Consider the following 25,000-nt stretch of genomic DNA (forward strand, 5'->3'; position numbering starts at 1 on the left):
ATCTAAGTACCTGCAGGAACAGAAAGAAAATTCGATTCCCTGAGTAGCGGCGAGCGAAACGGGAAGAGCCCAAACCAAAGAGCTTGCTCTTTGGGGTTGTAGGACACTCTATACGGAGTTACAAAAGAATGGATTAGACGAAGCGACTTGGAAAGGTCCGCGAAACGAGGTAAAAGCCCTGTAGTCAAAAGTTCATTCCCTCCAGAGTGTATCCTGAGTACGGCGGAACACGTGAAATTCCGTCGGAATCCGGGAGGACCATCTCCCAAGGCTAAATACTACCTAGTGACCGATAGTGAACCAGTACCGTGAGGGAAAGGTGAAAAGCACCCCGGAAGGGGAGTGAAATAGATCCTGAAACCGTGTGCCTACAAGTAGTTAGAGCCCGTTAATGGGTGATAGCGTGCCTTTTGTAGAATGAACCGGCGAGTTACGATTACGTGCGAGGTTAAGTTGAGAAGACGGAGCCGCAGCGAAAGCGAGTCTGAATAGGGCGAATTAGTACGTGGTCGTAGACCCGAAACCAGGTGATCTACCCATGTCCAGGGTGAAGGTGAGGTAACACTCACTGGAGGCCCGAACCCACGCACGTTGAAAAGTGCGGGGATGAGGTGTGGGTAGCGGAGAAATTCCAATCGAACCTGGAGATAGCTGGTTCTCTCCGAAATAGCTTTAGGGCTAGCCTCGTGATTGAGAATACCGGAGGTAGAGCACTGTTTGGACTAGGGGGGCATCTCGCTTTACCGAATTCAGACAAACTCCGAATGCCGGATATTTATACACGGGAGTCAGACTGCGAGTGATAAGATCCGTAGTCAAGAGGGAAACAGCCCAGACCACCAGCTAAGGTCCCCAAGTAATCGTTAAGTGGAAAAGGATGTGGCGTTGCTTAGACAACCAGGATGTTGGCTTAGAAGCAGCCATCATTTAAAGAGTGCGTAATAGCTCACTGGTCGAGTGACGCTGCGCCGAAAATGTATCGGGGCTAAACGATTCACCGAAGCTGTGGATGCATACTTTGAGTATGCGTGGTAGGAGAGCGTTCTAACAGCGTTGAAGTCAGACCGGAAGGACTGGTGGAGCGGTTAGAAGTGAGAATGCCGGTATGAGTAGCGAAACATGGGTGAGAATCCCATGCACCGTATGACTAAGGTTTCCTGAGGAAGGCTCGTCCGCTCAGGGTTAGTCGGGACCTAAGCCGAGGCCGATAGGCGTAGGCGATGGACAACAGGTTGATATTCCTGTACCACCTCCTCACCGTTTGAGAAATGGGGGGACGCAGTAGGATAGGGTAAGCACGCCGTTGGTTGCGCGTGTTCAAGCAGTAAGGCGTGTATGTAGGCAAATCCGCATACTATAACGTTGAGCTGTGATGACGAGCTCGTATGAGCGAAGTTCCTGATTTCACACTGCCAAGAAAAGCCTCTATCGAGGTGAGAGGTGCCCGTACCGCAAACCGACACAGGTAGTCGAGGAGAGAATCCTAAGGTGTGCGAGAGAACTCTCGTTAAGGAACTCGGCAAAATGACCCCGTAACTTCGGGAGAAGGGGTGCTTCTTTGGGTGCATAGCCTAGAGAAGCCGCAGTGAATAGGCCCAGGCGACTGTTTAGCAAAAACACAGGTCTCTGCAAAACCGTAAGGTGACGTATAGGGGCTGACGCCTGCCCGGTGCTGGAAGGTTAAGAGGAGCGGTTAGCGCAAGCGAAGCTGTGAATTGAAGCCCCAGTAAACGGCGGCCGTAACTATAACGGTCCTAAGGTAGCGAAATTCCTTGTCGGGTAAGTTCCGACCCGCACGAAAGGCGTAACGATCTGGGCACTGTCTCAACGAGAGACTCGGTGAAATTATAGTACCTGTGAAGATGCAGGTTACCCGCGACAGGACGGAAAGACCCCGTGGAGCTTTACTGTAGCCTGATATTGAATTTTGGTACAACTTGTACAGGATAGGTAGGAGCCAGAGATCTCGGAGCGCCAGCTTCGAAGGAGGCGTCGGTGGGATACTACCCTGGTTGTATTGAACTTCTAACCCATGCCCCTTAGCGGGGTAGGAGACAGTGTCAGGCGGACAGTTTGACTGGGGCGGTCGCCTCCTAAAGAGTAACGGAGGCGCCCAAAGGTTCCCTCAGAATGGTTGGAAATCATTCGTAGAGTGTAAAGGCATAAGGGAGCTTGACTGCGAGACCTACAAGTCGAGCAGGGTCGAAAGACGGGCTTAGTGATCCGGTGGTTCCGCATGGAAGGGCCATCGCTCAACGGATAAAAGCTACCCCGGGGATAACAGGCTTATCTCCCCCAAGAGTCCACATCGACGGGGAGGTTTGGCACCTCGATGTCGGCTCATCGCATCCTGGGGCTGTAGTCGGTCCCAAGGGTTGGGCTGTTCGCCCATTAAAGCGGTACGCGAGCTGGGTTCAGAACGTCGTGAGACAGTTCGGTCCCTATCCGTCGTGGGCGTAGGAAATTTGAGAGGAGCTGTCCTTAGTACGAGAGGACCGGGATGGACATACCGCTGGTGTACCAGTTGTCTTGCCAAAGGCATCGCTGGGTAGCTATGTATGGACGGGATAAGTGCTGAAAGCATCTAAGCATGAAGCCCCCCTCAAGATGAGATTTCCCATTACGCAAGTAAGTAAGACCCCTGAAAGACGATCAGGTAGATAGGTTCGAGGTGGAAGTGCGGTGACGCATGCAGCTGACGAATACTAATCGGTCGAGGACTTAACCACATTTTATTGCGCAATTCAATGAAACGTTTATCCAGTTTTGAAAGAATGAAATTTCTTTTAAAAAACAAGAAGGTTTCAAGACACAAGCTAGTCGAGGAAACGACTGAGTGATTGAAGGAGCGTACTCAAGTACGTGACTGAAAGAACGAGGGAAGTTGACGAAGGATAGCGCCGTGTATTGGAAGCCGACAATAGTGAAGTGATGATGGCAAAGAGGTCACACCCGTTCCCATACCGAACACGGAAGTTAAGCTCTTTAGCGCCGATGGTAGTTGGGGGCTTCCCCCTGTGAGAGTAGGACGTCGCTTCGCACAATGCAAACCCACTGAGAAATCAGTGGGTTTTTTGTTTTAATAAACTTATTTCCTGTATTAAAAGAGAAAAATACAAATAATATAATATTCCGAATTATTTTATTTTTTAAAGAATCTTGACAGTGATGTCCCTCGGAGGTAACCTTACAATAATATTCTTTTATAAATAGGAGGCATTCTTAACAATGTGGGAAACAAAATTTGCTAAAGAAGGTTTAACATTTGATGATGTACTATTAGTGCCAGGACACTCTGAAGTGTTACCGAAAGATGTTAATTTATCTGTAAATCTAACTGACAACATTAAGTTAAACATTCCGTTGATCTCTGCAGGTATGGATACTGTAACCGAATCAAAGATGGCAATTGCCATGGCTCGTCAAGGTGGAATTGGTATTATTCATAAAAATATGAGTATCGATGAACAAGCAGAAGAAGTTGAGAAAGTAAAACGCTCTGAAAACGGCGTTATTACAAATCCTTTCTTCCTTACACCAGAACATCAAGTATTCGATGCAGAGCATTTAATGGGCAAATACCGCATTTCAGGTGTCCCTATTGTAAATAACATGGAAGATCAGAAGCTAGTTGGTATTATTACAAACCGTGATTTACGCTTCATTTCAGATTACTCATTAAAAATTGATGATGTAATGACAAAAGAAGATTTAATCATTGCTCCTGTAGGGACAACTTTAGAAGATGCTGAAAAAATTCTTCAGCAATACAAAATTGAAAAGTTACCGATTGTTGATGAAGCTGGAAAATTAACAGGCTTAATCACAATCAAAGATATTGAAAAAGTAATTGAATTCCCAAATGCAGCAAAAGATAGCCATGGCCGATTAGTTGTAGGAGCGGCGGTTGGTGTATCAAAAGATACAATGATGCGTATTGCCAAGCTAGTGGAAGCGCAAGTGGATATCGTTGTTATCGATACAGCACATGGTCATTCTCAAGGAGTTTTAAATACAATTAAAGACATTCGTGCAGCATACCCGGACTTGGATATTATTGCAGGAAATGTGGCAACAGCTGAAGGGACACGTGCACTGTTTGAAGCTGGTGCAGATGTTGTAAAAGTAGGAATCGGCCCTGGTTCAATTTGTACAACTCGTGTTGTTGCAGGAGTTGGTGTACCACAAATTACAGCTGTTTATGATGCAGCATCAGTTGCCCGTGAATTAGGAAAAACAATTATTGCAGACGGCGGTATTAAATATTCAGGAGATATCGTCAAAGCTTTAGCTGCAGGTGGACATACTGTAATGTTAGGTTCATTATTAGCAGGTACTTCTGAATCACCTGGTGAAACAGAAATCTTCCAAGGACGCCGCTTTAAAGTATATCGTGGAATGGGTTCACTTGGTGCCATGGAAAAAGGTTCTAAAGACCGTTACTTCCAAGAAGATGCGAAAAAGCTCGTACCAGAAGGAATTGAAGGACGTTTACCATACAAGGGTCCTTTAGCAGATACAATTCACCAATTAGTGGGTGGTGTACGTGCCGGAATGGGTTACTGCGGTGCACCGGATTTAGAGCAGTTACGTGAAAAATCGCAGTTCATTAAAATGTCAGGTGCAGGACTACGTGAATCACATCCACATGATGTACAAATCACAAAGGAATCACCAAACTACTCTTTACAATAATTACCAGGAAACTTTCAAACGTTACTATCGTCAAATTGAAGATAGTAACGTTTTTTTATTAACAGAAGGTCACATACAACTACTTATGTATGATAAAATGACGTTAGACAAGAATAAAAATTTGGAGGTAGCTTTGTGAAGAAGGTAAGAAAGCAAACGGTATTAAGCATTGCCTTAATCCCGATTTTAATACTTAGCATGCTGGCGATGACACCTGCTAAGACAAATGCAGCAACGGATTTAGGGTTAACGGTAGATGCAGCAATTTTAATTGATGCAGATTCAGGAAAAATTTTATATGAGCAAAACGCAGAAACAGCTTTAGGTATTGCAAGTATGACGAAAATGATGACAGAGTATCTATTACTTGATGCAATTAAAGAAGGCTCAATTTCATGGGAGCAGGAATATAATGTAACAGAGTATACATATAAAGTTTCCCAAAATCGTTTATTGAGTAATGTGCCGCTACGTGCTGACGGTACGTATACGATTAGAGAGTTGTATGAAGCTATGGCAATCTATTCAGCAAACGCTGCTACAATTGCGATTGCTGAAACAATTGCAGGTACAGAAAAAGAGTTCCTGAAATTGATGGATAAAAAAGCGGAAGAACTTGGCTTGGAAAATTACAAGTTCGTAAATGCAACAGGTTTAAATAACGCTGATTTACAAGGCATGCATCCAGAAGGTACTGGAGAAAAGGATGAAAATGTTATGCCTGCTCGTTCGGTAGCAAAGTTAGCATACAACTTATTAAAAGATCATCCTGAAATGTTAGAAACAGCAAAAATTCCGAAGAAAGTATTCCGTGAAGGAACTTCGGATGCAATTAATATGTCCAACTGGAACTTCATGCTACCAGGCCTTGTATATGAATATGAAGGTGTAGACGGATTAAAAACAGGGACAACAGATTTTGCTGGTCATACATTTACAGGTACGGCTAAACGCGGAGATACACGTTTAATCGCTGTTGTTATGAAAGCAGTGGATTCAAATGGTGTAGGTTCTTATAAAGCACGTTTTGATGCGACAGCGAAGTTATTCGATTATGGATTTGGTCAATTTTCTAAAGTAGAACTTCTTCCAGGAAACTATGTATTTGAAGAGCAAAAATCAATTCCTGTTACAAAAGGGAAAGAGGACTCTGTCAAAATTGGGGTAAAAGAACCGGTTTCTGTTATGATTAAGACGAGCGAAAAAGATGCCTACATTCCAACATTGACATTAGACAAGAAAGAAATTGAAGCAGGTATTGAGAAAGACCAAGTAGTAGGCCAGGCTGTACTTGCACCTAAAGAAGGTGTAGACTTCGGCTATATTGACGGCAATCCTATTGTAGCAGATGTCGTGACGACTGAATCGGTAGAACGTGCAGGTAAAATTTCATTAATGTTCCAAGGTATCGGAAGCTTTTTCGGTAATTTATGGAACGGTGTATTCGGATTTGCTAGTAATTTAATTAAATAATGAATGGGCTTTTCTATAAGTAATCACTTGTAGAAAAGCTTTTTTTTCGTCTAAAAGCATTTTTTCGAATGGGACAATTTGTCGATAATCCATGCAAAACATACATTGATACATGGAGGGATGTTCATGTGTGGGATATCAGGTTGGATTGATTACTCGACTCAGTTAGTAAATGAGGAATCAATGATCAAAAAAATGACGAGGACGCTTTTACACAGAGGTCCGGATAGCGAAGGGTACTTTATAAGCAAACATGCTTTACTAGGCCATAAACGGCTTGCAATAATCGATTTAGTGACAGGTGATCAGCCGATGACTCGCGGTGAATTGACCATTGTGTATAATGGGGAAGTTTATAATGCAAACGAACTTCGTGAACAGCTCAAAAATTTGGGACATTCATTTTATACAACATCCGATACAGAAGTCATTTTAATGGCGTATGTTGAATGGAAAGAGCGTTGTATGGAGTACCTGAATGGAATATTTGCCTTTGCCGTATGGAATGAACAGGAGAACTCGTTATTTCTATGTCGTGACCGGCTAGGGGTAAAGCCGCTGTTTTATTATGAGCTTAAAAATGGGTTATTGTTCAGTTCTGAAATTAAAGGAATACTGGCCCATCCTGCTGTGAAGGCAGAAGTTGATGCAGAAGGGCTTGCTGCATTATTCAGTCTTGGCCCATCCCGTATTGTAGGGAATGCCATATTTAAAGGCATTAAGGAAGTGAAACCTGCATACGCAATGATGGTGCGGAATGGATTCTGGGAAAGCTGGCAATATTGGGACATTGAAAGTAAACAACATGAGCATTCAGAGGCAGAAACGGTTGAAAATGTACGGGAACTTGTAACAAATGCGATTATTCGTCAACTAATAAGCGATGTACCACTTAGTACAATGCTATCGGGCGGACTCGACTCAAGCATCATTACTGCGGTCGCTGCCCAACAACTTGCGAAAGAACAGAAAACCTTGGCAACGTATTCCGTAGCATTTGAGGAAAATGACCAACACTTTTTGCAAAATTCATTTCAAACATCACAGGATGAATACTGGATCGGAAAAATGCAACAGGCATTCCAGACAAAACACCGACAAGTGACGCTGACACAGCAGGAATTAGTAGAAGGCTTAGAACAGGCGATGCGTTTAAAAGACATGCCGAGTATGGCGGATATTGACAGCTCGTTTTATTTATTCTGCAAAGAGATGAAAAAAGAACATACAGTGGCGTTATCCGGTGAATGTGCAGACGAGGTATTTGGCGGGTATCCATGGTTTTATGAAGGGAAAAAAGATACGCTTTTCCCTTGGTTGCGCTCTACAAAAGAACGTGAACAGTTATTTAAAACAGAATGGCAAAAGCGCCTGCAATTACCGCAGTTTATGCAAAGTACCTATGAAGAAGCAGTAAAGGGTATGCCGGCATTTTTAGGGACTAAAGAAGAGCAGGAACGCCAGCAGCTGTTTTATTTAAATAACCAGTTCTTTATGCAGACATTATTGGAGCGAAATGACCGGATGACGATGGGTGCAAGCATGGAAGTCCGTGTACCGTTTGCCGATCATACGATAATTGAGTATGTATGGAATATTCCTTGGGAAATGAAAAACAGCGGGGGAATGGAAAAGGGCATTTTACGAAAAGCGTTTCAGGATCTTTTACCGAAGGAAGTTGTGGAACGTAAGAAAAACCCATATCCGAAAACATATCACCCTAAATATACAGAACTCGTTCACAATCGGTTGGAGCAAATTTTACGGCAGAAGCACTCAGTTCTTCATGAATTGTTTGAGAAGGAGCAGTTAGAACGATTGCTAGCTACAAATGGCCAATCATTTCAAATACCCTGGTTTGGCCAGTTAATGGCAGGACCTCAACTCATTGCCTATTTTATACAATTACATGATTGGGTCGAACAATATCGCATCAATATTATTTCAACATAAAGAGACGTTCCCATACGGAATGTCTCTTTAAAAAGCTCTTTTATATTAACCTTTAGAAATCCCCCAAATTTCCATTAGCAGATGGATGTTCGGCTCAATATCTTGAAGTTGCAAATTGCCAAACCCTAATAAAAATGTCCTTTTGGAGTAATGCTGCTCTGTTAAATAATAATTTGATAACGGTAAAATATAAATACCGTGCTGGCGTGCGACCTGTTGCAGTTCTTGTTCTGATTTCTCATGATGGAAGGCTACAAGTATGTTTGTACCGGCAGCATCCCCGGATATTTTTATTTGAGGATAATGATTTGAAAACAGTTCAATACATTTATCATGTTTTTTACGATAAATTTTACGCATTCGATTTAGATGTTTGGCAAAGTATCCATCTTTCATAAATTTTGCTAAAATATGCTGTTCAAACCGAGGAACAGTAGAAGAATAATAATTGAAGTGCTCCTGATAATGCTCGACGAGTGTTGGAGGCAGTACGAAAAATGCAACACGCAATGATGGCATCAATGATTTCGTGAAGGTACTTAAATAAATAACACGGTCATTTACGTCAAGCCCTCTCAGTGCCGGAATGGGCTTTCCAATATAGCGGAACTCACTATCGTAATCATCTTCAATTATAAAGCGGTCCGGTGCTTTTGCTGCCCAATTCAATAATTGTGTCCGTCGGTTGGCTGAAAGAACCGCACCAGTCGGGAATTGGTGCGAAGGTGTAATATAAACGACATTGGCATTCGTTTTCTGCAATTGTTCCACAACAATACCGTCCGTATCAACAGAAATCGGAATAGCGAGCTGACCTAATTGATGACGTGGAATAGGTGAATAGCCCGGATTTTCAAAAGCAAGTTTTGAATCAGCATCTAAAATTTTTAAAATCATCGGCAGTAACTGCTCGGTACCGGAGCCAATAACGATCTGCTCTGGCTGGCACTCGATTCCGCGTGATTGGTGCAAATAATTAGCAATTTCGATACGCAATGCACGCTCGCCTTGACGTTCCCCTGTTTGCAGTAAATGTTTGAACGGCTTATCGAGCACATCTTTTGCGTATTTTCTCCATATTGTAAAAGGAAAAGCTTCCTCATCAATTTTTGCAGAGGAGAAATCAATTTTATATTCCGTAGTTTCCGCCGTTTTTTTAATTTCGTTGTTCGAAATATCGCTTTGGCGGTATGGTAATGAATCGATCTCTTCAACAAAGTAACCGACACGCGGTTTTGATATAATATAGCCTTCCGCCAGCAGCTGCGAATACGCAAGCTCGACGGTAGTTTGACTTATATTGAAAAAATCCGCAAGTTCCCTTTTAGAAGGAAGACGTACACCAACAGCGAGCTGGTTGTTAGTAATTGCATTTTTAATACCGATATACAGCTGTTCATATAGCGGAATCGTATGGTCTTTATGAAGCTGAAAGAAAAGCATCGTCAATTCCTCCTTATGTAACCTTAATGAAATTTTAAATTTTACTAATATTGATAGTGTCAGAAAAGTATAGCATGATGTAGATAATTAGTGAATGTTTTCAACAGAACTTGCAAATGTATATGGTTTTATAGTACAGTATGGTTAAATTTATAAATGAATTCGATGATAGGAAGTAGTAGCGAGCACGTTTTTTTTAGAGAGTCAGCGGTCGGTGGAAGCTGATAAAAACACTTGTGAATCCGTCCTTGAGATGCTTTTTCCGAAATAATAGTAGGTGGAAGCCGGCTTACCAAAGTCGTTAATTGTTAAGAGGAATAGATTTTTCTATTCAATTAGGGTGGCAACGCGGGTAGCTCTCGTCCCTTTCATGGGGATTGAGGGCTTTTTTGTATTTATTCCGCTAATACATTAATGCGTTAAAGTGCTCAAAATCATCATTTCATAAATTTTAGGAGGAAGAAATTATGTTAGATATTAAACGCGTCCGCGACAATTTTGAAGAAGTAAAACGTATGCTTCTAACACGTAATGAAGATTTAGGGAATCTGGATAACTTTGAAAACTTAGATTCAAAACGCCGAGAATTAATCGCCAAAACGGAAGTACTGAAAGCAGAGCGCAATAAAGTGTCAGAGCAAATTTCTGTTATGAAGCGCAACAAAGAAGATGCAACGGAAGTGATTGCACGTATGCGCGAAGTAGGCGATGAAATTAAAGCATTGGATGCTGAGTTAAATGCAATTGAAGATGAATTTAAAAATATGATGATGCGTTTGCCGAATATCCCGCATGAATCAGTACCTGTTGGCACAGAAGAAGATGACAACGTGGAAGAATACACTTGGGGTGATGTGCCGGCATTTGATTTTGAAACGAAGGCACACTGGGATATTGCCAAAGAATTAGATATCGTGGACTTTGAGCGCGGAGCTAAAGTTACGGGAAGCCGTTTCCTATTCTATAAAGGTTTAGGTGCACGTTTAGAGCGTGCTTTACTGAACTTCATGATGGATCTTCATTCAGATCAGCATGGCTATACAGAAATGCTGCCGCCGCAAATCGTTAACCGCGATTCACTGACAGGTACAGGCCAATTACCGAAGTTTGAAGAAGATGTATTTAAATTAGTTCGTGAAGAAGATGAAATGGATTATTATCTGATTCCAACTGCTGAAGTTCCGGTAACAAACTACTACCGTGATGAAATTTTATCAGCAGATGTGCTGCCGCAGGCTTTCTCTGCATTCAGCGCTAACTTCCGTTCAGAAGCAGGATCTGCAGGTCGTGATACACGCGGGCTAATTCGTCAGCATCAGTTCAACAAAGTAGAATTAGTGCGTTTCGTTAAACCGGAAGAATCTTATGAGCAACTTGAAATTTTAACTGGTCATGCTGAAAAAGTACTACAGCTTTTAGGATTACCGTACCGCAAACTAAAAATGTGTACAGCAGATTTAGGTTTCACAGCTGCGAAGAAGTATGATTTAGAAGTATGGATTCCTGCTCAAAATATGTACCGCGAAATTTCTTCATGTTCAAACTTTGAAGATTTCCAAGCGCGTCGTGCCAATATCCGTTTCCGTCGTGAAGCAGGCGCAAAACCGGAATTCGTTCACACATTAAACGGTTCAGGTCTGGCAATTGGCCGTACAGTAGCAGCAATTCTGGAAAATTACCAGCAAGAAGATGGTTCTGTTGTTATTCCGGAAGTGTTACGTCCATATATGGGTGGCGTAGAAGTCATTACTGCAAAATAACTTAATATAAAATAAAAGTGTGTTGAATTAATTAATTCAACACACTTTTTTACTTTTATAAAAGAGGAGGAGATTAGTAATTTAATTTACAAATTAAAAGTATTTTGTTATATTCGGGAAAATAATATACATATTCTAGTAAGTAGAGAAGAAAAGATACTTCTCTAATAACTCTAATATTCATTTCTTATTGCTTCCTCTTTTCAATAATACCCTCGGTCCCACCAAAAAATCATTTGAAAATAATGAAACTCTCAGGAGGATGATTAAACGAATGGAATATATCCAAGTTTCATATGAATATGAAGAGAAAATTGCGATTGTTACGTTAAACAGACCGGAAATGCGTCATGCATTTAACACGGAAATGGCGAAGGAGCTGTTAACTGTATTTCAGTCGTTTAATGAGCAGCCGGTACGTGTCGTTATTTTAACTTCCTCTACTGTAGATGCCTTTTGTTCAGGTGCGGATTTAAAAGAGCGTAAAGGAATGAGCGAGTCCGAGTGGACGGAACAGCATCATTTATTTGAACAAATGTTCCAGGCAGTAGCCAATTGCAGGCAACCTACCATTGCTGCGATCAATGGCTATACGCTTGCAGGAGGGTTTGAACTTGCATTGAATATGGACTTAATCGTTGCCGGTAAAAATGCAAAAGTAGGGCTAACCGAGGTCACTCGAGGTATTATGCCGGGAGGAGGTGGAGCACGATTACTGCCAAAACGTGTACCGCTCCATATTGCAAAAGAATGGCTATTTACAGGGCGGATTGTTTCTGCACAAGAAGCAGAGAACGCAGGGTTATTTAATCGAGTTGTCGAATCAGAAGAAGTAATGAGTACCACAATTGAGTTAGCCAAAAAAATTGCAGGTAATGCACCTTTAGGCGTTCAAGGCGTTAAAAAAGTAGCAGAAATCAGTTCATTGGAAGCATCTGAAGCATTCCGGATTGAAATAGAAACGTACAACGAGGTTATCGCTTCTGAGGATCGAATGGAAGGTATTTTAGCCTTCAATGAAAAAAGAAAACCTAATTTTATCGGACGGTAGGAGGATCTCATATGATGTTAACAGAGAATCTGGCATTTTTAGAAGAACTTCGTGAAGGTGTAAGAGCAGTTTGCAAACGTTTTGATGGTGACTATTGGCGGAAGTTGGATGAGATCGACGGATATCCGACCGAATTTGTGGAGGCTATTACTCAGGCTGGCTTTTTAGGGGCTTTAATACCAGAACAATATGGTGGTTCCGGTTTAGGGATACGGGAAGCATCCGTAATTTTAGAGGAGATTAACCGTTCAGGCGGGAACGCGGGCGCATGTCATGCTCAAATGTATACGATGGGAACGATTTTACGGCATGGTTCTTCCGCACAAAAGGAAAAATATTTGCCGAAGATTGCGGACGGATCGCTTCGTTTACAAGCATTTGGAGTGACGGAACCTAACACTGGTACGGACACCACCAATTTAAAAACGTTTGCGAAACGAGATGGCGACCATTATATCGTGAATGGTCAAAAGGTATTCATTTCCCGTGCAGAGCATTCAGATTTAATGATTTTACTAGTGCGTACAACACCGAAAGACCAATGCGTTAAAAAGAGCGACGGCCTGTCCGTGCTAATTGTGGATTTGAATGAAGCAGTGGGAAATGGATTGGAAATACGTTCAATTAAAACGATGATGAACCATGCGACAACAGAATTGTTTATCGACAATTTAAAGGTGCCGGTAGAAAATCTGATTGGCGAGGAAGGAAAAGGATTCCGCTATATTTTGGACGGAATGAACGCCGAGCGGATTTTAATTGCTGCGGAATGTATCGGTGATGGCCGCTGGTTTATCGAGCGGGCAACGAATTATGCAAAAGAGCGTGTAGTTTTTGATCGTCCGATCGGACAAAACCAAGGAATACAGTTTCCGATTGCCCAGGCGCATATCCATATTGAAGCGGCAGATTTGATGCGCATAAAAGCGGCAGAATTATATGATCGTCAGCAAGCTTGCGGGGCAGAGGCAAATATGGCAAAGCTACTCGCTGCAGATGCATCATGGGAGGCGGCCAATGTTGCGATTCAAACATATGGCGGTTTTGGCTTTGCGGCTGAATATGATATTGAGCGAAAATTTAAAGAGACACGCCTCTATCAAGTAGCACCAATATCAACAAACTTAATATTATCATACGTCGGAGAACATATATTAAAACTTCCAAAATCTTATTGAGGTGAAAATCATGCACTTTCCAAAGCAAGTTGAAATTATTGAAGTAGGTCCACGCGACGGTTTACAAAACGAATCACGCTTTGTACCAACAGAGGAAAAGAAACAGTTAATTAAACAATTATATGAAGCAGGGTTCCAGCGTATTGAAACAGCTTCATTTGTCCATCCGAAAATTGTGCCGCAAATGGCGGATGCACAGGAAATTACGGCATTTTGCAATGAATTGGGGATGGAGTATATCGCTTTAACCCCAAATATGAAAGCACTGGAGCGTGCAATTGATGCAGGTGTACCGCAGATTGCGGTATTTGTCGGGGCAAGTGAGACGTTCAACCAAAAAAATATTAAACGATCCATTGATGAATCTTTGGCGGAATGCAGCGAAATGTTCCGGCATGCAAAAGCTCAGAATAAATTTATTCGCGGCTATGTTTCGATGTGTTTTAGCTGTCCATATGAAGGGGCAATTTCCTATGAACAAGTAAAGCGGGTCGTAGCTCAATTTGTAAATGACGGGGCGGACGAGATTTCAATTGGTGATACGAATGGACAGGCCAATCCGCGCATTGTGTATGAGCGGTTCAGCGCATTGAAAAGAGATTTCCCGGATACAACATTCGTGGCACATTTTCATGATACTAACGGTTTTGCCTATGCGAATATTATTGCCTCATTAAATGCGGGAATTGAAAAGTTTGACAGTTCGATTGCAGGACTTGGCGGTTGTCCATTTTCACCTGGAGCTACAGGAAATGTGGCAACAGAAAAAGTAGTGGAGCTATTTGAATCGATGGAAGTAAAAACACATATCCGTCAGGAAAAATTAAAGGAAGTAGCAAATTTCGCTTACAGCTTAGTTTAAGGAGGGCTGAAATTGAAACCAAAATGAAATCCATGCATTAGGTGAAGGATCGAAACGGATATCGCGGGTACTCCTGTAAAAGTAGGGGGACCGAATTGTACTGCGATGGAAGTGGCCTATGCCATTACGAAACGTGGGGGGTACGACAACGACAACAGGGCTCCCACACCGGAATATCAAATTTTCACTCCCTTAGGAAGATGTGTACCATTAAGAGGTATTCCGCATTTTTGCCTATGATGAAATCAGGCAAATTACCGGTTGATCAGCTGTTATCAAATAGTATTCTGTTTGATGAAATTAATGAAGGCTTTGATCTATTGGCAACAGGCGATAATCCTCAATTATTATAAAATGGAGTAATGGAAAAAGACAAAATAAAACGGCAACACGTTTATTCGGTAACGTGTCGTCGTTTTTGTATGGCAAGAAGTAAATAAAGCACAATCCAAATACTAACGATAACCCCTGCCAAACTCGCTAAATAACCAGCTGCTCCAAATGCATCGTATAGCCATTGAAGAGGTGTTCCTTTTACAGGTCGGTTTAGAAACATAAAATTCGTACGGAAATGTGCATTGTATACATAAACAGGCGGAACTGTGACTAGCAAAAATAAGACAGCCCGCCAAATATCCTTAAAATTTGTCACCAGCTTTTTTTCCAAAATTAGCGCCGCCACAGCTACAACAAGCAGTGCATGAAAGATGAAGCTGTGAAAATGCAAAAAGCCGCCAACTGGATCAGCTGTCCATCCAGGGAATAAAAGTGCAATCGCAGCTCCGGGCAGTGTAAGTGTGTATAGTAATGTAGCTGTTGTGCGCGTCGGAAAATAGGCATGCCAACCAATAATGAAAATACCAAAGCCACATAAATGGAGCGGAGGACTCCAATATGAATATTGGTTTGTTACGAGTAAATAAAGTTGCTTTGCTACTTCTAAAAACAGCAATAGCCAGAAAACCGATTTTAGTAAAAGATGTTTCTTCTCATATGAAGAATAATGATAAAAGTATAATGAAATAACTAAAAAACCAGCAATAAAAATAAGCCATATTATATGAATCGAATCAAAAATGGAAAATCCGTTCATTGCACACACCTTACTTTTCGGATTGTTGTTTTCTCGCTAACTTTTCTGCTTTTTTACGGTCGCGAAGCGCTTTGAAAAAGTCCGTTAAAATTTGTCCGCACTCTTCCGCCATCACACCTTCCGTTACAGTACATTCATGATTAAAACGCGGATCATTGAGCAGACGGTATAATGAGTCAACACAGCCGGCCTTTATATCACGGGCTCCGTAAACAACCCGTGGTACGCGCGACTGTAAAATAGCCCCTGCACACATCGGGCAAGGTTCAAGCGTCACGTACAAAGTTGTGTCTTCCAATCGCCAGCTGCCTATTTTGCTGCAGGCTTCCTGAATGGCCATGCTTTCTGCGTGTGTCAGTGCATTTTGGGTTGTTTCACGTAAATTATGTGCACGTGCAATAATTTCATCTTTATATACAATAACCGCGCCGATTGGTACTTCTCCAAGGGCAGCGGCTTTTTTTGCTTCTGCCAAGGCTTCCTGCATGAAATGGTGATCTTTATTTTCGAGCATTTATCTATCACTCCTTAAATTCTAGTTTAGCATGCTGGTGAATGCTTGGGCGACAAGAATTAATCATGCTTGATCAAAGAAAAGTTTGAAGAAATACAGAGATGAAGTCATTTTATAAAACCTACGGGAAAGGAACTGCCTCTTCAGGAGGTGCAATTGCCAGACTGAAGAAAATTACCGCAAACGATGGTGAACAGAGTGGGAAATTATTTGAATTACAGGAGGAAGCACCAGCCCAACCTTATTACTAGAAATTGTCTAGGCATGAATTCGGCAAAATAGAATTGTTTGCTTTGTTGTCTAAAGAACGTTGTGATAAAATTAAAAGCATTGACTATAAAAAGAGAAGGAGCACTTCTAATGTCTGTGCCATTTATAACAGTAGAAGGTCCGATTGGTGTTGGGAAGACCTCATTATCTAAGGCCGTATCACAAACGTTTGACTATCATTTATTAAAAGAGATTGTAGATGAAAATCCATTTCTCGGTAAGTTCTATGAAGATATTAATGAGTGGAGCTTCCAAACGGAAATGTTTTTCCTGTGCAATCGCTATAAACAATTATCTGATATTCATGAAATTATTGAAGCACAAGGGCCAGTAGTGGCTGATTATCATATATTTAAAAATCTGATCTTTGCAAAACGTACTTTAAAACCGAATGAATACGAAAAGTACGAGTCGATCTACCGAATTTTAACTGCTGATATGCCAAAGCCAAATATGGTCATCTATTTACATGCAAGCTTAGATACATTAATGAAACGGATCGCTATGCGCGGTCGTGAAATGGAAAAGAACATTTCACGTGACTATATGGAACAACTTTCAAGCGATTATCATCAATTTATCGGACATTTTGAAAAGATGCATCCAGAAATTCCTGTCATCTCATTAAATGGGGATGAGCTTGATTTTGTGAAGAATGAAGAAGATTTAAATTACGTACTACGACTAGTAGAAGAAAAGTTACAACAAAGGAGTTTGCATCAGAAATGAACTTAAGAGAGAAGTACAATATTCCTGCTAATGCAGTGATTACAATTGCAGGAACAGTCGGTGTCGGAAAGTCAACAATGACAAAAGCATTATCACATAGCTTAAACTTCCGTACATCTTATGAAAAGGTTGATACAAACCCTTATTTAGATAAATTTTATGATGATTTTGAAAAATGGAGCTTCCATTTGCAAGTATATTTCCTTGCCGAACGTTTTAAAGAACAGAAGCGTATTTTTGAATATGGCGGGGGCTTTATTCAGGACCGTTCTATTTACGAAGATACGGGCATTTTTGCGAAGATGCATTATGACAAAGGTACAATGACACCGACAGATTATGAAACATATACAAATCTTTTTGATGCAATGGTTATGACACCGTATTTCCCGCATCCGGATCTGCTTGTTTATTTGGAAGGTCCAATTGATGATGTAATAGGACGTATCCATGAACGAGGACGCGAGATGGAGCAGCAAACGCCTCATTCGTACTGGGAAGAAATGCACGGACGCTATGAAGACTGGATTAACAACTTCAATGCATGCCCGGTGCTGCGTATTGATATTAACGATTATGATTTAATGAAGAACCCTGCACAGGTAGAGGATGTCGTAGCACGTATCGGTTATATGCTAGAACAAACAAGTCATTTACGAAAATAATAAAAAGGACTGATTTCTGTATAATAGCGGAAATCAGTCTTTTTCATTTCGTCCAAACGATGATAAAAATAGGTGCCATAATGAGAAGGAACACGAAGAAACTCCATAAAACTTGTTTACCGGTCGTCATATTTTTAGGTTTCATACTGATGGATTCATAAAGCTCGTTCACCGCACGTTGTTCCCTTTCATAAAGCATCCTTTGAAAAGAAGCATAGTTTTCGATATATGATGCCGGGTTTTCAAAATGAAAGCGAATTGAACGTATATCATCCGTAACATCTTTATCTTTATGCATATATGTGATTGTAGGGGCGAGACCGCCTGTCAGCCGGGCAGTAACTTGTATATCGAAGGTCTTCATCCTATACGTTGTCTTCCCACTTTCATCTGTCACTGTTTCAATGAGCGGATTGTTCAATATAGATCCCTCCTTCTCTTTATTATTAGTATTCCCAATATAAGTATATTTGTAACGATTTTAAAAAATATTGCGAAGGAAAAGTTATATCGTTTATGCTTAAAATAATTACAAATTTTTACGATTTGTAACATTATAGCGAAAAGGGGATGGGAATATGACTTTATCGAAGGTAGATCGCTTACGTGCATTACCGACGACAGCAATTTCCGATGCAACAGGGGGACATACGAATGTAGCATCGACTATTAAACCGCTTGCCGAACACTTTAAAATTGCAGGACAAGCGAGAACGGTACGCCTGCCGGACGGGGAAAATGGAGCGGTACTAGAAGCGATCAGTCAGGCTGAAAAAGGGGAAGTTTTAGTCATCGATGCTAAGGGCAATACAAATCGTGCTGTAGCGGGGGACTTTGTTATGCAGCTAGCGCAAGGTATCGGTGTGCAAGGTTTTGTAGTGGATGGGGTTATTCGCGATATAGCAGCTGCAAAGGAAATTGACTTTCCGGTATTTGCATTAGGTACAACAGTAGCAGCAGGCAATAAACATGGGGGCGGGACAGTGGGCATAGCCGTATCTGTAGGAAATGTGGCTGTTCAAACAGGTGATTATGTCGTGGGTGATAGTGATGGTGTCGTTATTATCCCTCAGAAGGATATTGAACGGATTATTGAGGCTGCAGAAGCAAAAGTAAAAAAGGATGAAGAACGGGCACATGAGGCATTACATAATGGGGAAGCATCAATCCGTGCTTATTTAGCAAAAGTTGTGAAATAAAAAATGGCGTAGTGAATTTATTGTTCACTACGCCATTTTCCAATTTTATTTTAGGTTCGCAGCTTGGTACTCAGCAAATTGCTTCTCGTCGAAACGTTTTTCCCATTTCGCCATAACAAGTGCTGCCAATGTATTTCCTACTACGTTTACAGCTGTACGAGCCATATCTAAAATACGGTCAATACCTGCAATGAATGCTAAACCTTCAAGTGGGATACCTACAGAACCCAATGTTGCAAGAAGTACTACGAAAGATACCCCTGGAACACCCGCAATACCTTTAGATGTTACCATTAATACAAGCATTAATGTAATCTGTTCCATAATTGAAAGGTCAATACCGTACATTTGCGCAATGAAGATTGCTGCAATCGCCTGGTAAAGAGTAGAACCGTCTAAGTTGAATGAATAACCTGTCGGGATTACGAACGATACGATATCTTTCGGTGCACCCATTTTTTCTGTTTTTAACATAATACGAGGTAATACTGTCTCTGATGAAGAAGTAGTGTAGGCCAGTAATAGCTCGTCCTTAATCATACGAATTAATTTAAAGATATTAATACCGAAAATACGGGCTGTAATACCTAATACAACGATTACAAAGAAAATCATAGTTGCATATACTAAGATTGCCAATTTCCCTAACGGAATAAGGGATTCTACACCAAATTTGGAAACGGTTACACCTATAAGTGCAAATACCCCGATTGGTGCGAATTTCATTACTAAGTTTGTGACCCAGAACATGGCGTCTGCGGTACCTTGGAAGAATGCGAGCACTGGTTTTCCGCGATCACCAATTGCCGCTACACCTAAACCGAAAATTACAGAGAAGAAAATAATTGCCAGCATATCGCCTTCTGCCATTGCATTTATAATGTTTTTAGGAACGATGTCTACAATAATCTGGATTTTACTTTTATCTTCTTCAGCTTCCGTTGTTTCTACATAAGAAGAAATATCAGATTTCTCTAATGAATTCATATCAATACCAGCACCTGGTTGGAATAGGTTAGCTGCTAATAAACCAACAACAATCGCAACTGTTGTAATAACTTCGAAGTAAATAAGTGTTTTACCGCCAAGACGACCTAATTGTTTCATATCACCAGTTCCGGCAACACCAACGATTAGTGTCGAAATAATAATCGGTACAACGATCATCTTAATTAAGTTTAAGAAAATATCGCCAAGTGGCTGTAAGTAAGACTGTGCAGTTTCATTACCAAAGAACACAGCACCTACAATAACACCGAGTACAAGACCGATTAAAATTTGCGCGGCTAAACTAATTTTAAACTTTTTCAAAATATAGTTCCTCCTAAAAAATCAGATTCAGGACTAGCCTAAAACTAATTTTATTAGATACATACAAAATCCGACAAAATCCGACTAATCCACCTTACTAATAATTTCAGAATATAAAACTTGGATGAATTTTTTTATGTTTACTTTTGCTTTACGTTGCTCATTATTCTCTATTTGATTCATTAAATAACGAATATCCGTTAAGTCAAAGTAACGAGGGGTATAATACTCAAATTCAGAGTTTGTATAATCGACAATCCCTAAGTTCGCCAAGTTAATCATTGCGGCTAATATAGTTCGACGTACACGCTGTTCAATTGCTTTACTCTCTTTTACAATTTCGTCAGGCGTATTTTTCGTCAGCATGGCAACACGTTCATATACTTCCTTTAATGGAGGGAGCGGCGCTATTTTATGCTTCTCGATTAATAGCTGTTCAATAATTTTTATAATATCTTCACTGCCCACTTCAGCGACAATGCCCATATCATTTAAGATGGACTGGATATGTTCCCGTGCCGTCTTTTTTGTATGTGTCACATCTGTGATATCAAAGTTTGTCAGGGACTGGCGAATAACTTGCAAAGAATTTCTTAATAAGTATTGCTCAGTTGTCCGTTTTAATACCATTTGTACTTCAACTTTATTAATAGGCTTATGAATGAAGAATTCAATTCCTTTTGAATAGCCTTCAGCGACCATTTCTTTATTAACCACTTGTGAGATCATAATAAACTGACCTTTAAAACCATTTTGCTGAAGGCGTTCAATTGTTTCGATTCCATCCAACTTCGGCATCAGTAAATCAATTAATACAAACTCCGGCTGCATCATTAAAATTTGGGGAATGGCATCCAGACCGTTTTTTGCCTCACCAATGACAGCTCCGAGTTCACAGTCATTAATAATATTACTGAGCATCATACGGCTTGCCCGGTCATCATCTACTATAAAATAGCGCATTAGTAATTCTCCTTTTGAATATTTTTTGTAGGAATCTGTACAATAAAACAAGTCGATGTATCACTTGTTACATGAATATTCCCTTCAAGGTTTTCTACAATTGTTTTAGTATGGGAAAGGCCGATTCCTGTAGAACCTTGGCCCTGCTCGTTAAACTTGGATGTATAGCCCGCATCAAAAATGATCGGAATGAGTGCCGCATCAATACCGACTCCATTATCTTCTACAATAAAAGAAGTCATATCCTGCTCGACTACGATATTCAATGTAATAAATCCGCTTTCTTCAATTGCCTCCACAGCGTTGGCCGTTAAGTTATTTAAAATCGCAAATAATGCAATATGGTTTTTTGTTTGATAATCATCAGGACAAATCAGTGTAAAGGAAATCGATTTATTTAAATAGGCGGCATAATTTTCATTTGCTTCTACAATAAAACTTAGTAAATCAGACAACAGAAAATCTGACGGGTAATTTCTCGTTGTAATTTTAGAAAGCCCGGCATGAATACGTTCATTATCCTTTTTAACTTCATGGATTTCCTGGGCAATATGTAAAGCTTCGGAAGCTAGCTGCGCCTCATTTGTTTTCAGCTTTTTGTATAGCTGATAACTGTTTGCTGTAAGCTGCTCGATTTGGGTCATCGTTTTTTGAAGGTACAATGCTTCTACATATAACTCCGAATGAATTGTCATGAGCTGTTTCAGCTGCTTTTTCTGTTCAGACATTGTAATCATGCTGTAAATGCCTACAACAAAATAACTGCGTAACAATCCAACGAGGATGAACAATAAAAACGAAGTAAAAGTTTCCTGATCAGAAACAAGCAGAATGTCCGTTAATACATGTTCGATCGTGTTTGATATTACTTCAAATGCTGTTGCCGATAAACCGAGCGTAAACGGTTGTTTTTTTAACTCGTCCAGCGGAATTAGTTTGAAACATAGTGCAAAGACTATATAAAAGGCACCGGCCGGCAAATGTTCTATGATATGAGTAAGGAAGCTTTGTCCATAAATAAAAATATCCAGAAATGAACGACCGACGATGACGATTAGTGCAGTCAGCAAACCGGTAGAGACAATCGGTAATGGACGGATCAGTAAAGCAAAGAAGAAAATAATGCTTCCTAGACCGAAACGAAAAGGTCCTTCTTCAAAGGGAATTATTTTAATTTCGCCGCCAATAGCCGTCAATAAGCCGACAAGTAGCATAAACAGGAATAGTTTTGTTGTTTTAATAGTTGGCTGAGTCGATTCCAATTTTGATATACCGCCCTTTACAAATATGACATAGTACTTAATTGTACAAGATAGTTGTCTATAAATACAAAAAAGTACTATTTCCACGAATGAAAATAGTACTTTAAAGTGAATTTAGATATAAAAAAAACCGCTTAACTAATTACAGCGGATGAAAGTTCAAAAATGGAGGAGGTAGAGGGATTCGAACCCCCGCGCGGTGTTACCCGCCTGTCGGTTTTCAAGACCGATCCCTTCAGCCAGACTTGGGTATACCTCCAAAATATAAGATGTCTTTTCGACAAAGATTAATTTACCACGTAATGAGTTTTGCGTCAATAAAATTTAGACAAAAAATCTTTGAATTTTTTGGATTGGAAAAAATTAATTAAAGCAATTCATTGCAATTTGATAGCTTGCTTAGTATACTAATACTTGCCGTGCTAGATGGGGAGGTAGCGGTGCCCTGTAACTTGCAATCCGCTCTAGCAAGATTGAATTCCTTTTCTGAGGCTGTCCGTATTGTTTGGTCTGCCTTTTGCACGTAGTGTTGACGGTTGGGTCCTGCGCAATAAGTACCCATGAACCATGTCAGGTCCGGAAGGAAGCAGCATTAAGTGGTATCACTTATGTGCCGCGGGGTAGCCTAACCCGAGCTGGCGACAAGAGTAACGCTTATGTGCGGCAGTCGAAGAAAGGTGCACGGTATTAAAATTACCATTTCAAACGCATCCATCATTTATTGGTGGATGCGTTTTTTATATGAAAAAGAGAATTTATTTTCATTCAACTTACTACTAATTGATCACTGAATAAAGTAGTTCCTGCTCAATGTCACAGATTATTTATTCATCTCATTTCAAAAGAGTTTGTACTTACTTTATGCTATACTGAATGTATGTATTTTTAAATGGAAGGGAGAGGGGAAAGGTTGACATATCAAGCGTTTTATCGTGTTTATAGACCACAGTCATTTCGAGAAATGTCAGGTCAGACACATGTAAAGAGGACCCTTCAAAATGCTCTCCTCGCAAGCAAGACAACACATGCCTATTTATTTTCCGGTCCTCGAGGAACAGGGAAAACGAGTACTGCAAAAATATTCGCAAAAGCATTGAACTGTGAAAATGCCCCGGCAAGTGAGCCATGCAATGAATGCCCTACTTGTTTAAGTATTACTGAAGGTTCACATACGGATGTAATAGAATTTGATGCTGCTTCCAATTCAAGGGTGGAAGAAATGCGCGATATTATCGAAAAAGTCCGTTTTGCCCCAGCTAATGCTCGCTTTAAAGTGTACATTATAGATGAGGTGCATATGCTTTCTACGAGCGCATTCAATGCATTATTAAAAACTCTTGAAGAGCCACCTGAGCATGCGGTTTTTATTTTAGCTACAACAGAGCCTCATAAACTGCCGGCAACGATTATTTCCCGCTGTCAGCGATTTGATTTCAAACGACTTTCTTCTATAGATATAGTAGAGCGTATGAAGGTTGTATTGGAAGATATCGGTATGGGCTATGATGAGCAGGCATTAAAGGCAATTGCTCAAGCTGCAGCAGGAGGTATGCGTGATGCACTAAGTTTACTAGACCAGGTTGTTTCGTTTAGTAATGAACACGTTCAATTGGAAGATGTACTTCTTGTAACAGGTTCCGTAAGCCAAGATGCGTTTTACGATATTGCGATTTCTCTACAGGAAAAGGATGTTGCCCAAGTATTAGGAAGTGTCGAAAACTTAATTGCGGACGGGAAAGAACCATTACGCCTTGCGGAAGACTTTATTACTTTCTTCCGGGATCTGCTTCTATTAAAGACAGATGGTACGTTAGAAGAATTATTGGAGTTTATTTCACCGGAAGAAAAGTTTTTATTATTAGCGGGACAGTTTGAAGCTGATACACTTTACGGTTTTATCGATATATTGGCAAAGACCCAGCAGGAAATGCGTTTTTCGCATCATACGAAAATATATTTAGAAACGGCCCTTTTAAAAATGGCACAATATAAAGCTTCACCACAAGGGACAGCTACAGTCGATCCGGCTATTGAAGGTAAGGTAGCCTCACTTGAAAGCAGGTTAGGGCAACTGTCTCAACAACTTCAAAGTGGTGGAGGAGGAGCACCTGCTCAACAAAAAGAACAGGCTCGCCAGCGTGTACGTCCACAAGGAAATCAATACAATGCCCCGACTGGCCGTATTCAGGAAGTACTGAAAACTGCAACAAAACCAGACCTGCAAAAAGTGAAATCCGCCTGGGCGGGTGGTTTGGCAAGCTTGCAAAAATCACAGGCAGCTTTATTGGCAGATGCGGAGCCCGTAGCCGCAAATGCAAGTGCTTTTGTGATAAAATTCAAGTATGATATACATTGTCAAATGGTAGCTGACAACAATGCACTTGTTTCGTTGTTTACACAGCAGATTGCTTCGGAAATAGGGATTCAATATGAACTTTTATGTATCCCGGAGCCGGCTTGGATTCGTCTGCGTGAAAACTTTATAAACGAAAATGGCTTAAATCAAAAAAAATCACCATCGGATGAAATGAATGCGGTGGAGGATGTAAAAGAGGAGCCCCCTTTTCTTGACGATGTTC

The 25,000-nt window shown here is 40.8% G+C and carries 20 protein-coding genes, 1 tRNA gene, 2 rRNA genes, 1 other RNA gene and 1 other annotated feature (2 of these 25 only partly in view); of the genes, 16 read left to right on the top strand and 8 right to left on the bottom strand.

Annotated elements, in window-relative coordinates; all coding sequences use genetic code 11:
* The 5 genes from MKZ25_RS00045 to asnB all read left to right on the top strand — a co-directional run.
* A 23S ribosomal RNA gene (locus MKZ25_RS00045) occupies positions 1 to 2,729 on the top strand; it begins 200 nt to the left of the window's first position.
* Positions 2,730 to 2,924: 195 nt separating this feature from the next.
* Positions 2,925 to 3,040 (top strand): 5S ribosomal RNA (gene rrf, locus MKZ25_RS00050).
* Between the two features lie 188 nt (positions 3,041 to 3,228).
* A complete protein-coding gene (gene guaB, locus MKZ25_RS00055; RefSeq protein ID WP_340799610.1) occupies positions 3,229 to 4,695 on the top strand; it encodes an IMP dehydrogenase in 1,467 nt (488 codons plus the stop codon).
* 135 nt (positions 4,696 to 4,830) lie between these two features.
* A complete protein-coding gene (locus tag MKZ25_RS00060) occupies positions 4,831 to 6,168 on the top strand; it encodes a D-alanyl-D-alanine carboxypeptidase family protein (protein WP_340799611.1) in 1,338 nt (445 codons plus the stop codon).
* A gap of 126 nt (positions 6,169 to 6,294) precedes the next feature.
* The gene (gene asnB / locus MKZ25_RS00065; RefSeq protein WP_340799612.1) at positions 6,295 to 8,121 is read left to right on the top strand and encodes an asparagine synthase (glutamine-hydrolyzing); all 1,827 of its coding nucleotides are present in this window, start codon (positions 6,295 to 6,297) and stop codon (positions 8,119 to 8,121) included.
* Between the two features lie 45 nt (positions 8,122 to 8,166).
* Here asnB and pdxR read toward each other — a convergent pair whose 3' ends face one another.
* Positions 8,167 to 9,564: a MocR-like pyridoxine biosynthesis transcription factor PdxR gene (pdxR, locus tag MKZ25_RS00070; RefSeq protein ID WP_340799613.1), complete on the bottom strand. Its 1,398-nt coding sequence runs from the start codon at positions 9,562 to 9,564 to the stop codon at positions 8,167 to 8,169.
* Between the two features lie 156 nt (positions 9,565 to 9,720).
* Positions 9,721 to 9,934 (top strand) — a binding site (T-box leader).
* A 97-nt stretch (positions 9,935 to 10,031) separates the two neighbouring features.
* On the opposite strand from pdxR, the gene serS reads away from it, so the two are divergent.
* From serS to MKZ25_RS00095, 5 genes are all read left to right on the top strand, one after another.
* Positions 10,032 to 11,324: a serine--tRNA ligase gene (gene serS, locus MKZ25_RS00075; RefSeq protein ID WP_340799614.1), complete on the top strand. Its 1,293-nt coding sequence runs from the start codon at positions 10,032 to 10,034 to the stop codon at positions 11,322 to 11,324.
* Between the two features lie 262 nt (positions 11,325 to 11,586).
* Positions 11,587 to 12,375 carry an enoyl-CoA hydratase/isomerase family protein gene (locus tag MKZ25_RS00080; RefSeq protein ID WP_340799615.1) on the top strand — a complete coding sequence of 263 codons (789 nt, stop codon included), beginning with the start codon at positions 11,587 to 11,589 and terminating at the stop codon, positions 12,373 to 12,375.
* Between the two features lie 11 nt (positions 12,376 to 12,386).
* Positions 12,387 to 13,553 (top strand): acyl-CoA dehydrogenase family protein, encoded by a 1,167-nt coding sequence (locus tag MKZ25_RS00085; RefSeq protein WP_340799616.1) that lies wholly within the window; start codon positions 12,387 to 12,389, stop codon positions 13,551 to 13,553.
* A gap of 10 nt (positions 13,554 to 13,563) precedes the next feature.
* On the top strand, positions 13,564 to 14,415 hold the full coding sequence (locus MKZ25_RS00090) for a hydroxymethylglutaryl-CoA lyase (protein ID WP_340799617.1): 852 nt from the start codon (positions 13,564 to 13,566) through the stop codon (positions 14,413 to 14,415).
* 230 nt (positions 14,416 to 14,645) lie between these two features.
* Entirely contained in the window at positions 14,646 to 14,768 is a 123-nt protein-coding gene (locus MKZ25_RS00095; protein ID WP_340799618.1) for a hypothetical protein, read from the top strand.
* Positions 14,769 to 14,809: 41 nt separating this feature from the next.
* Here the strand turns inward: MKZ25_RS00095 and MKZ25_RS00100 are convergent, their stop codons facing one another.
* A complete protein-coding gene (locus tag MKZ25_RS00100) occupies positions 14,810 to 15,508 on the bottom strand; it encodes a YwaF family protein (RefSeq protein ID WP_340799619.1) in 699 nt (232 codons plus the stop codon).
* Between the two features lie 10 nt (positions 15,509 to 15,518).
* A complete protein-coding gene (gene tadA, locus MKZ25_RS00105) occupies positions 15,519 to 16,022 on the bottom strand; it encodes a tRNA adenosine(34) deaminase TadA (RefSeq protein WP_340799620.1) in 504 nt (167 codons plus the stop codon).
* 101 nt (positions 16,023 to 16,123) lie between these two features.
* On the opposite strand from tadA, the gene MKZ25_RS00110 reads away from it, so the two are divergent.
* From MKZ25_RS00110 to MKZ25_RS00120, 3 genes are all read left to right on the top strand, one after another.
* On the top strand, positions 16,124 to 16,273 hold the full coding sequence (locus tag MKZ25_RS00110) for a hypothetical protein (RefSeq protein WP_340799621.1): 150 nt from the start codon (positions 16,124 to 16,126) through the stop codon (positions 16,271 to 16,273).
* Between the two features lie 109 nt (positions 16,274 to 16,382).
* Positions 16,383 to 17,021 carry a deoxynucleoside kinase gene (locus tag MKZ25_RS00115; RefSeq protein ID WP_340716862.1) on the top strand — a complete coding sequence of 213 codons (639 nt, stop codon included), beginning with the start codon at positions 16,383 to 16,385 and terminating at the stop codon, positions 17,019 to 17,021.
* Entirely contained in the window at positions 17,018 to 17,686 is a 669-nt protein-coding gene (locus MKZ25_RS00120) for a deoxynucleoside kinase (protein ID WP_339174622.1), read from the top strand. The genes MKZ25_RS00115 and MKZ25_RS00120 overlap by 4 nt, the downstream gene beginning before the upstream one ends.
* A 43-nt stretch (positions 17,687 to 17,729) precedes the next feature.
* Here the strand turns inward: MKZ25_RS00120 and MKZ25_RS00125 are convergent, their stop codons facing one another.
* Positions 17,730 to 18,107, bottom strand: a complete 378-nt coding sequence (locus MKZ25_RS00125) for a sodium:proton antiporter (protein WP_340716863.1) — start codon at positions 18,105 to 18,107, stop codon at positions 17,730 to 17,732.
* Between the two features lie 157 nt (positions 18,108 to 18,264).
* Between MKZ25_RS00125 and MKZ25_RS00130 the strand changes: the two genes are divergently transcribed.
* Positions 18,265 to 18,885, top strand: a complete 621-nt coding sequence (locus MKZ25_RS00130; RefSeq protein WP_340799622.1) for an RraA family protein — start codon at positions 18,265 to 18,267, stop codon at positions 18,883 to 18,885.
* Between the two features lie 45 nt (positions 18,886 to 18,930).
* Here the strand turns inward: MKZ25_RS00130 and MKZ25_RS00135 are convergent, their stop codons facing one another.
* From MKZ25_RS00135 to MKZ25_RS00150, 4 genes are all read right to left on the bottom strand, one after another.
* Complete coding sequence (locus MKZ25_RS00135; RefSeq protein WP_340802940.1) at positions 18,931 to 20,199, bottom strand: cation:dicarboxylate symporter family transporter; 1,269 nt, start codon at positions 20,197 to 20,199, stop codon at positions 18,931 to 18,933.
* Positions 20,200 to 20,280: 81 nt separating this feature from the next.
* Positions 20,281 to 21,159: a response regulator gene (locus tag MKZ25_RS00140; protein ID WP_340716865.1), complete on the bottom strand. Its 879-nt coding sequence runs from the start codon at positions 21,157 to 21,159 to the stop codon at positions 20,281 to 20,283.
* Positions 21,159 to 22,421 (bottom strand): ATP-binding protein, encoded by a 1,263-nt coding sequence (locus tag MKZ25_RS00145; protein ID WP_340799623.1) that lies wholly within the window; start codon positions 22,419 to 22,421, stop codon positions 21,159 to 21,161. Before MKZ25_RS00145 ends, MKZ25_RS00140 begins: the two co-directional genes overlap by 1 nt.
* Before the next feature lie 166 nt (positions 22,422 to 22,587).
* Positions 22,588 to 22,680 (bottom strand) — tRNA-Ser (locus tag MKZ25_RS00150).
* 158 nt (positions 22,681 to 22,838) lie between these two features.
* Here MKZ25_RS00150 and ffs point away from each other — a divergent pair.
* Positions 22,839 to 23,106, top strand: an RNA gene (gene ffs / locus MKZ25_RS00155) — signal recognition particle sRNA large type.
* A 225-nt stretch (positions 23,107 to 23,331) separates the two neighbouring features.
* Positions 23,332 to 25,000, top strand: the 5' portion of a protein-coding gene (gene dnaX, locus MKZ25_RS00160) for a DNA polymerase III subunit gamma/tau (protein ID WP_340799624.1). Its footprint extends 83 nt past the window's final position; 1,669 of the gene's 1,752 nt are visible here — the first part of the coding sequence; its start codon is at positions 23,332 to 23,334; its stop codon lies off the right edge, out of view.

The organism is Solibacillus sp. FSL W7-1464, from assembly GCF_038004425.1.
Lineage (GTDB): Bacteria > Bacillota > Bacilli > Bacillales_A > Planococcaceae > Solibacillus.

Bases quoted from the DNA above. Each gene is read 5' to 3' on its own strand.
- guaB (WP_340799610.1), top strand. From the start codon at position 3,229: ATGTGGGAAACAAAATTTGCTAAAGAAGGTTTAACATTTGATGATGTA.
- asnB (WP_340799612.1), top strand. From the start codon at position 6,295: ATGTGTGGGATATCAGGTTGGATTGATTACTCGACTCAGTTAGTAAAT.
- pdxR (WP_340799613.1), bottom strand. From the start codon at position 9,564: ATGCTTTTCTTTCAGCTTCATAAAGACCATACGATTCCGCTATATGAA.
- serS (WP_340799614.1), top strand. From the start codon at position 10,032: ATGTTAGATATTAAACGCGTCCGCGACAATTTTGAAGAAGTAAAACGT.
- MKZ25_RS00080 (WP_340799615.1), top strand. From the start codon at position 11,587: ATGATTAAACGAATGGAATATATCCAAGTTTCATATGAATATGAAGAG.
- MKZ25_RS00085 (WP_340799616.1), top strand. From the start codon at position 12,387: ATGATGTTAACAGAGAATCTGGCATTTTTAGAAGAACTTCGTGAAGGT.
- MKZ25_RS00090 (WP_340799617.1), top strand. From the start codon at position 13,564: ATGCACTTTCCAAAGCAAGTTGAAATTATTGAAGTAGGTCCACGCGAC.
- MKZ25_RS00100 (WP_340799619.1), bottom strand. From the start codon at position 15,508: ATGAACGGATTTTCCATTTTTGATTCGATTCATATAATATGGCTTATT.
- tadA (WP_340799620.1), bottom strand. From the start codon at position 16,022: ATGCTCGAAAATAAAGATCACCATTTCATGCAGGAAGCCTTGGCAGAA.
- MKZ25_RS00110 (WP_340799621.1), top strand. From the start codon at position 16,124: ATGAAGTCATTTTATAAAACCTACGGGAAAGGAACTGCCTCTTCAGGA.
- MKZ25_RS00115 (WP_340716862.1), top strand. From the start codon at position 16,383: ATGTCTGTGCCATTTATAACAGTAGAAGGTCCGATTGGTGTTGGGAAG.
- MKZ25_RS00120 (WP_339174622.1), top strand. From the start codon at position 17,018: ATGAACTTAAGAGAGAAGTACAATATTCCTGCTAATGCAGTGATTACA.
- MKZ25_RS00130 (WP_340799622.1), top strand. From the start codon at position 18,265: ATGACTTTATCGAAGGTAGATCGCTTACGTGCATTACCGACGACAGCA.
- MKZ25_RS00140 (WP_340716865.1), bottom strand. From the start codon at position 21,159: ATGCGCTATTTTATAGTAGATGATGACCGGGCAAGCCGTATGATGCTC.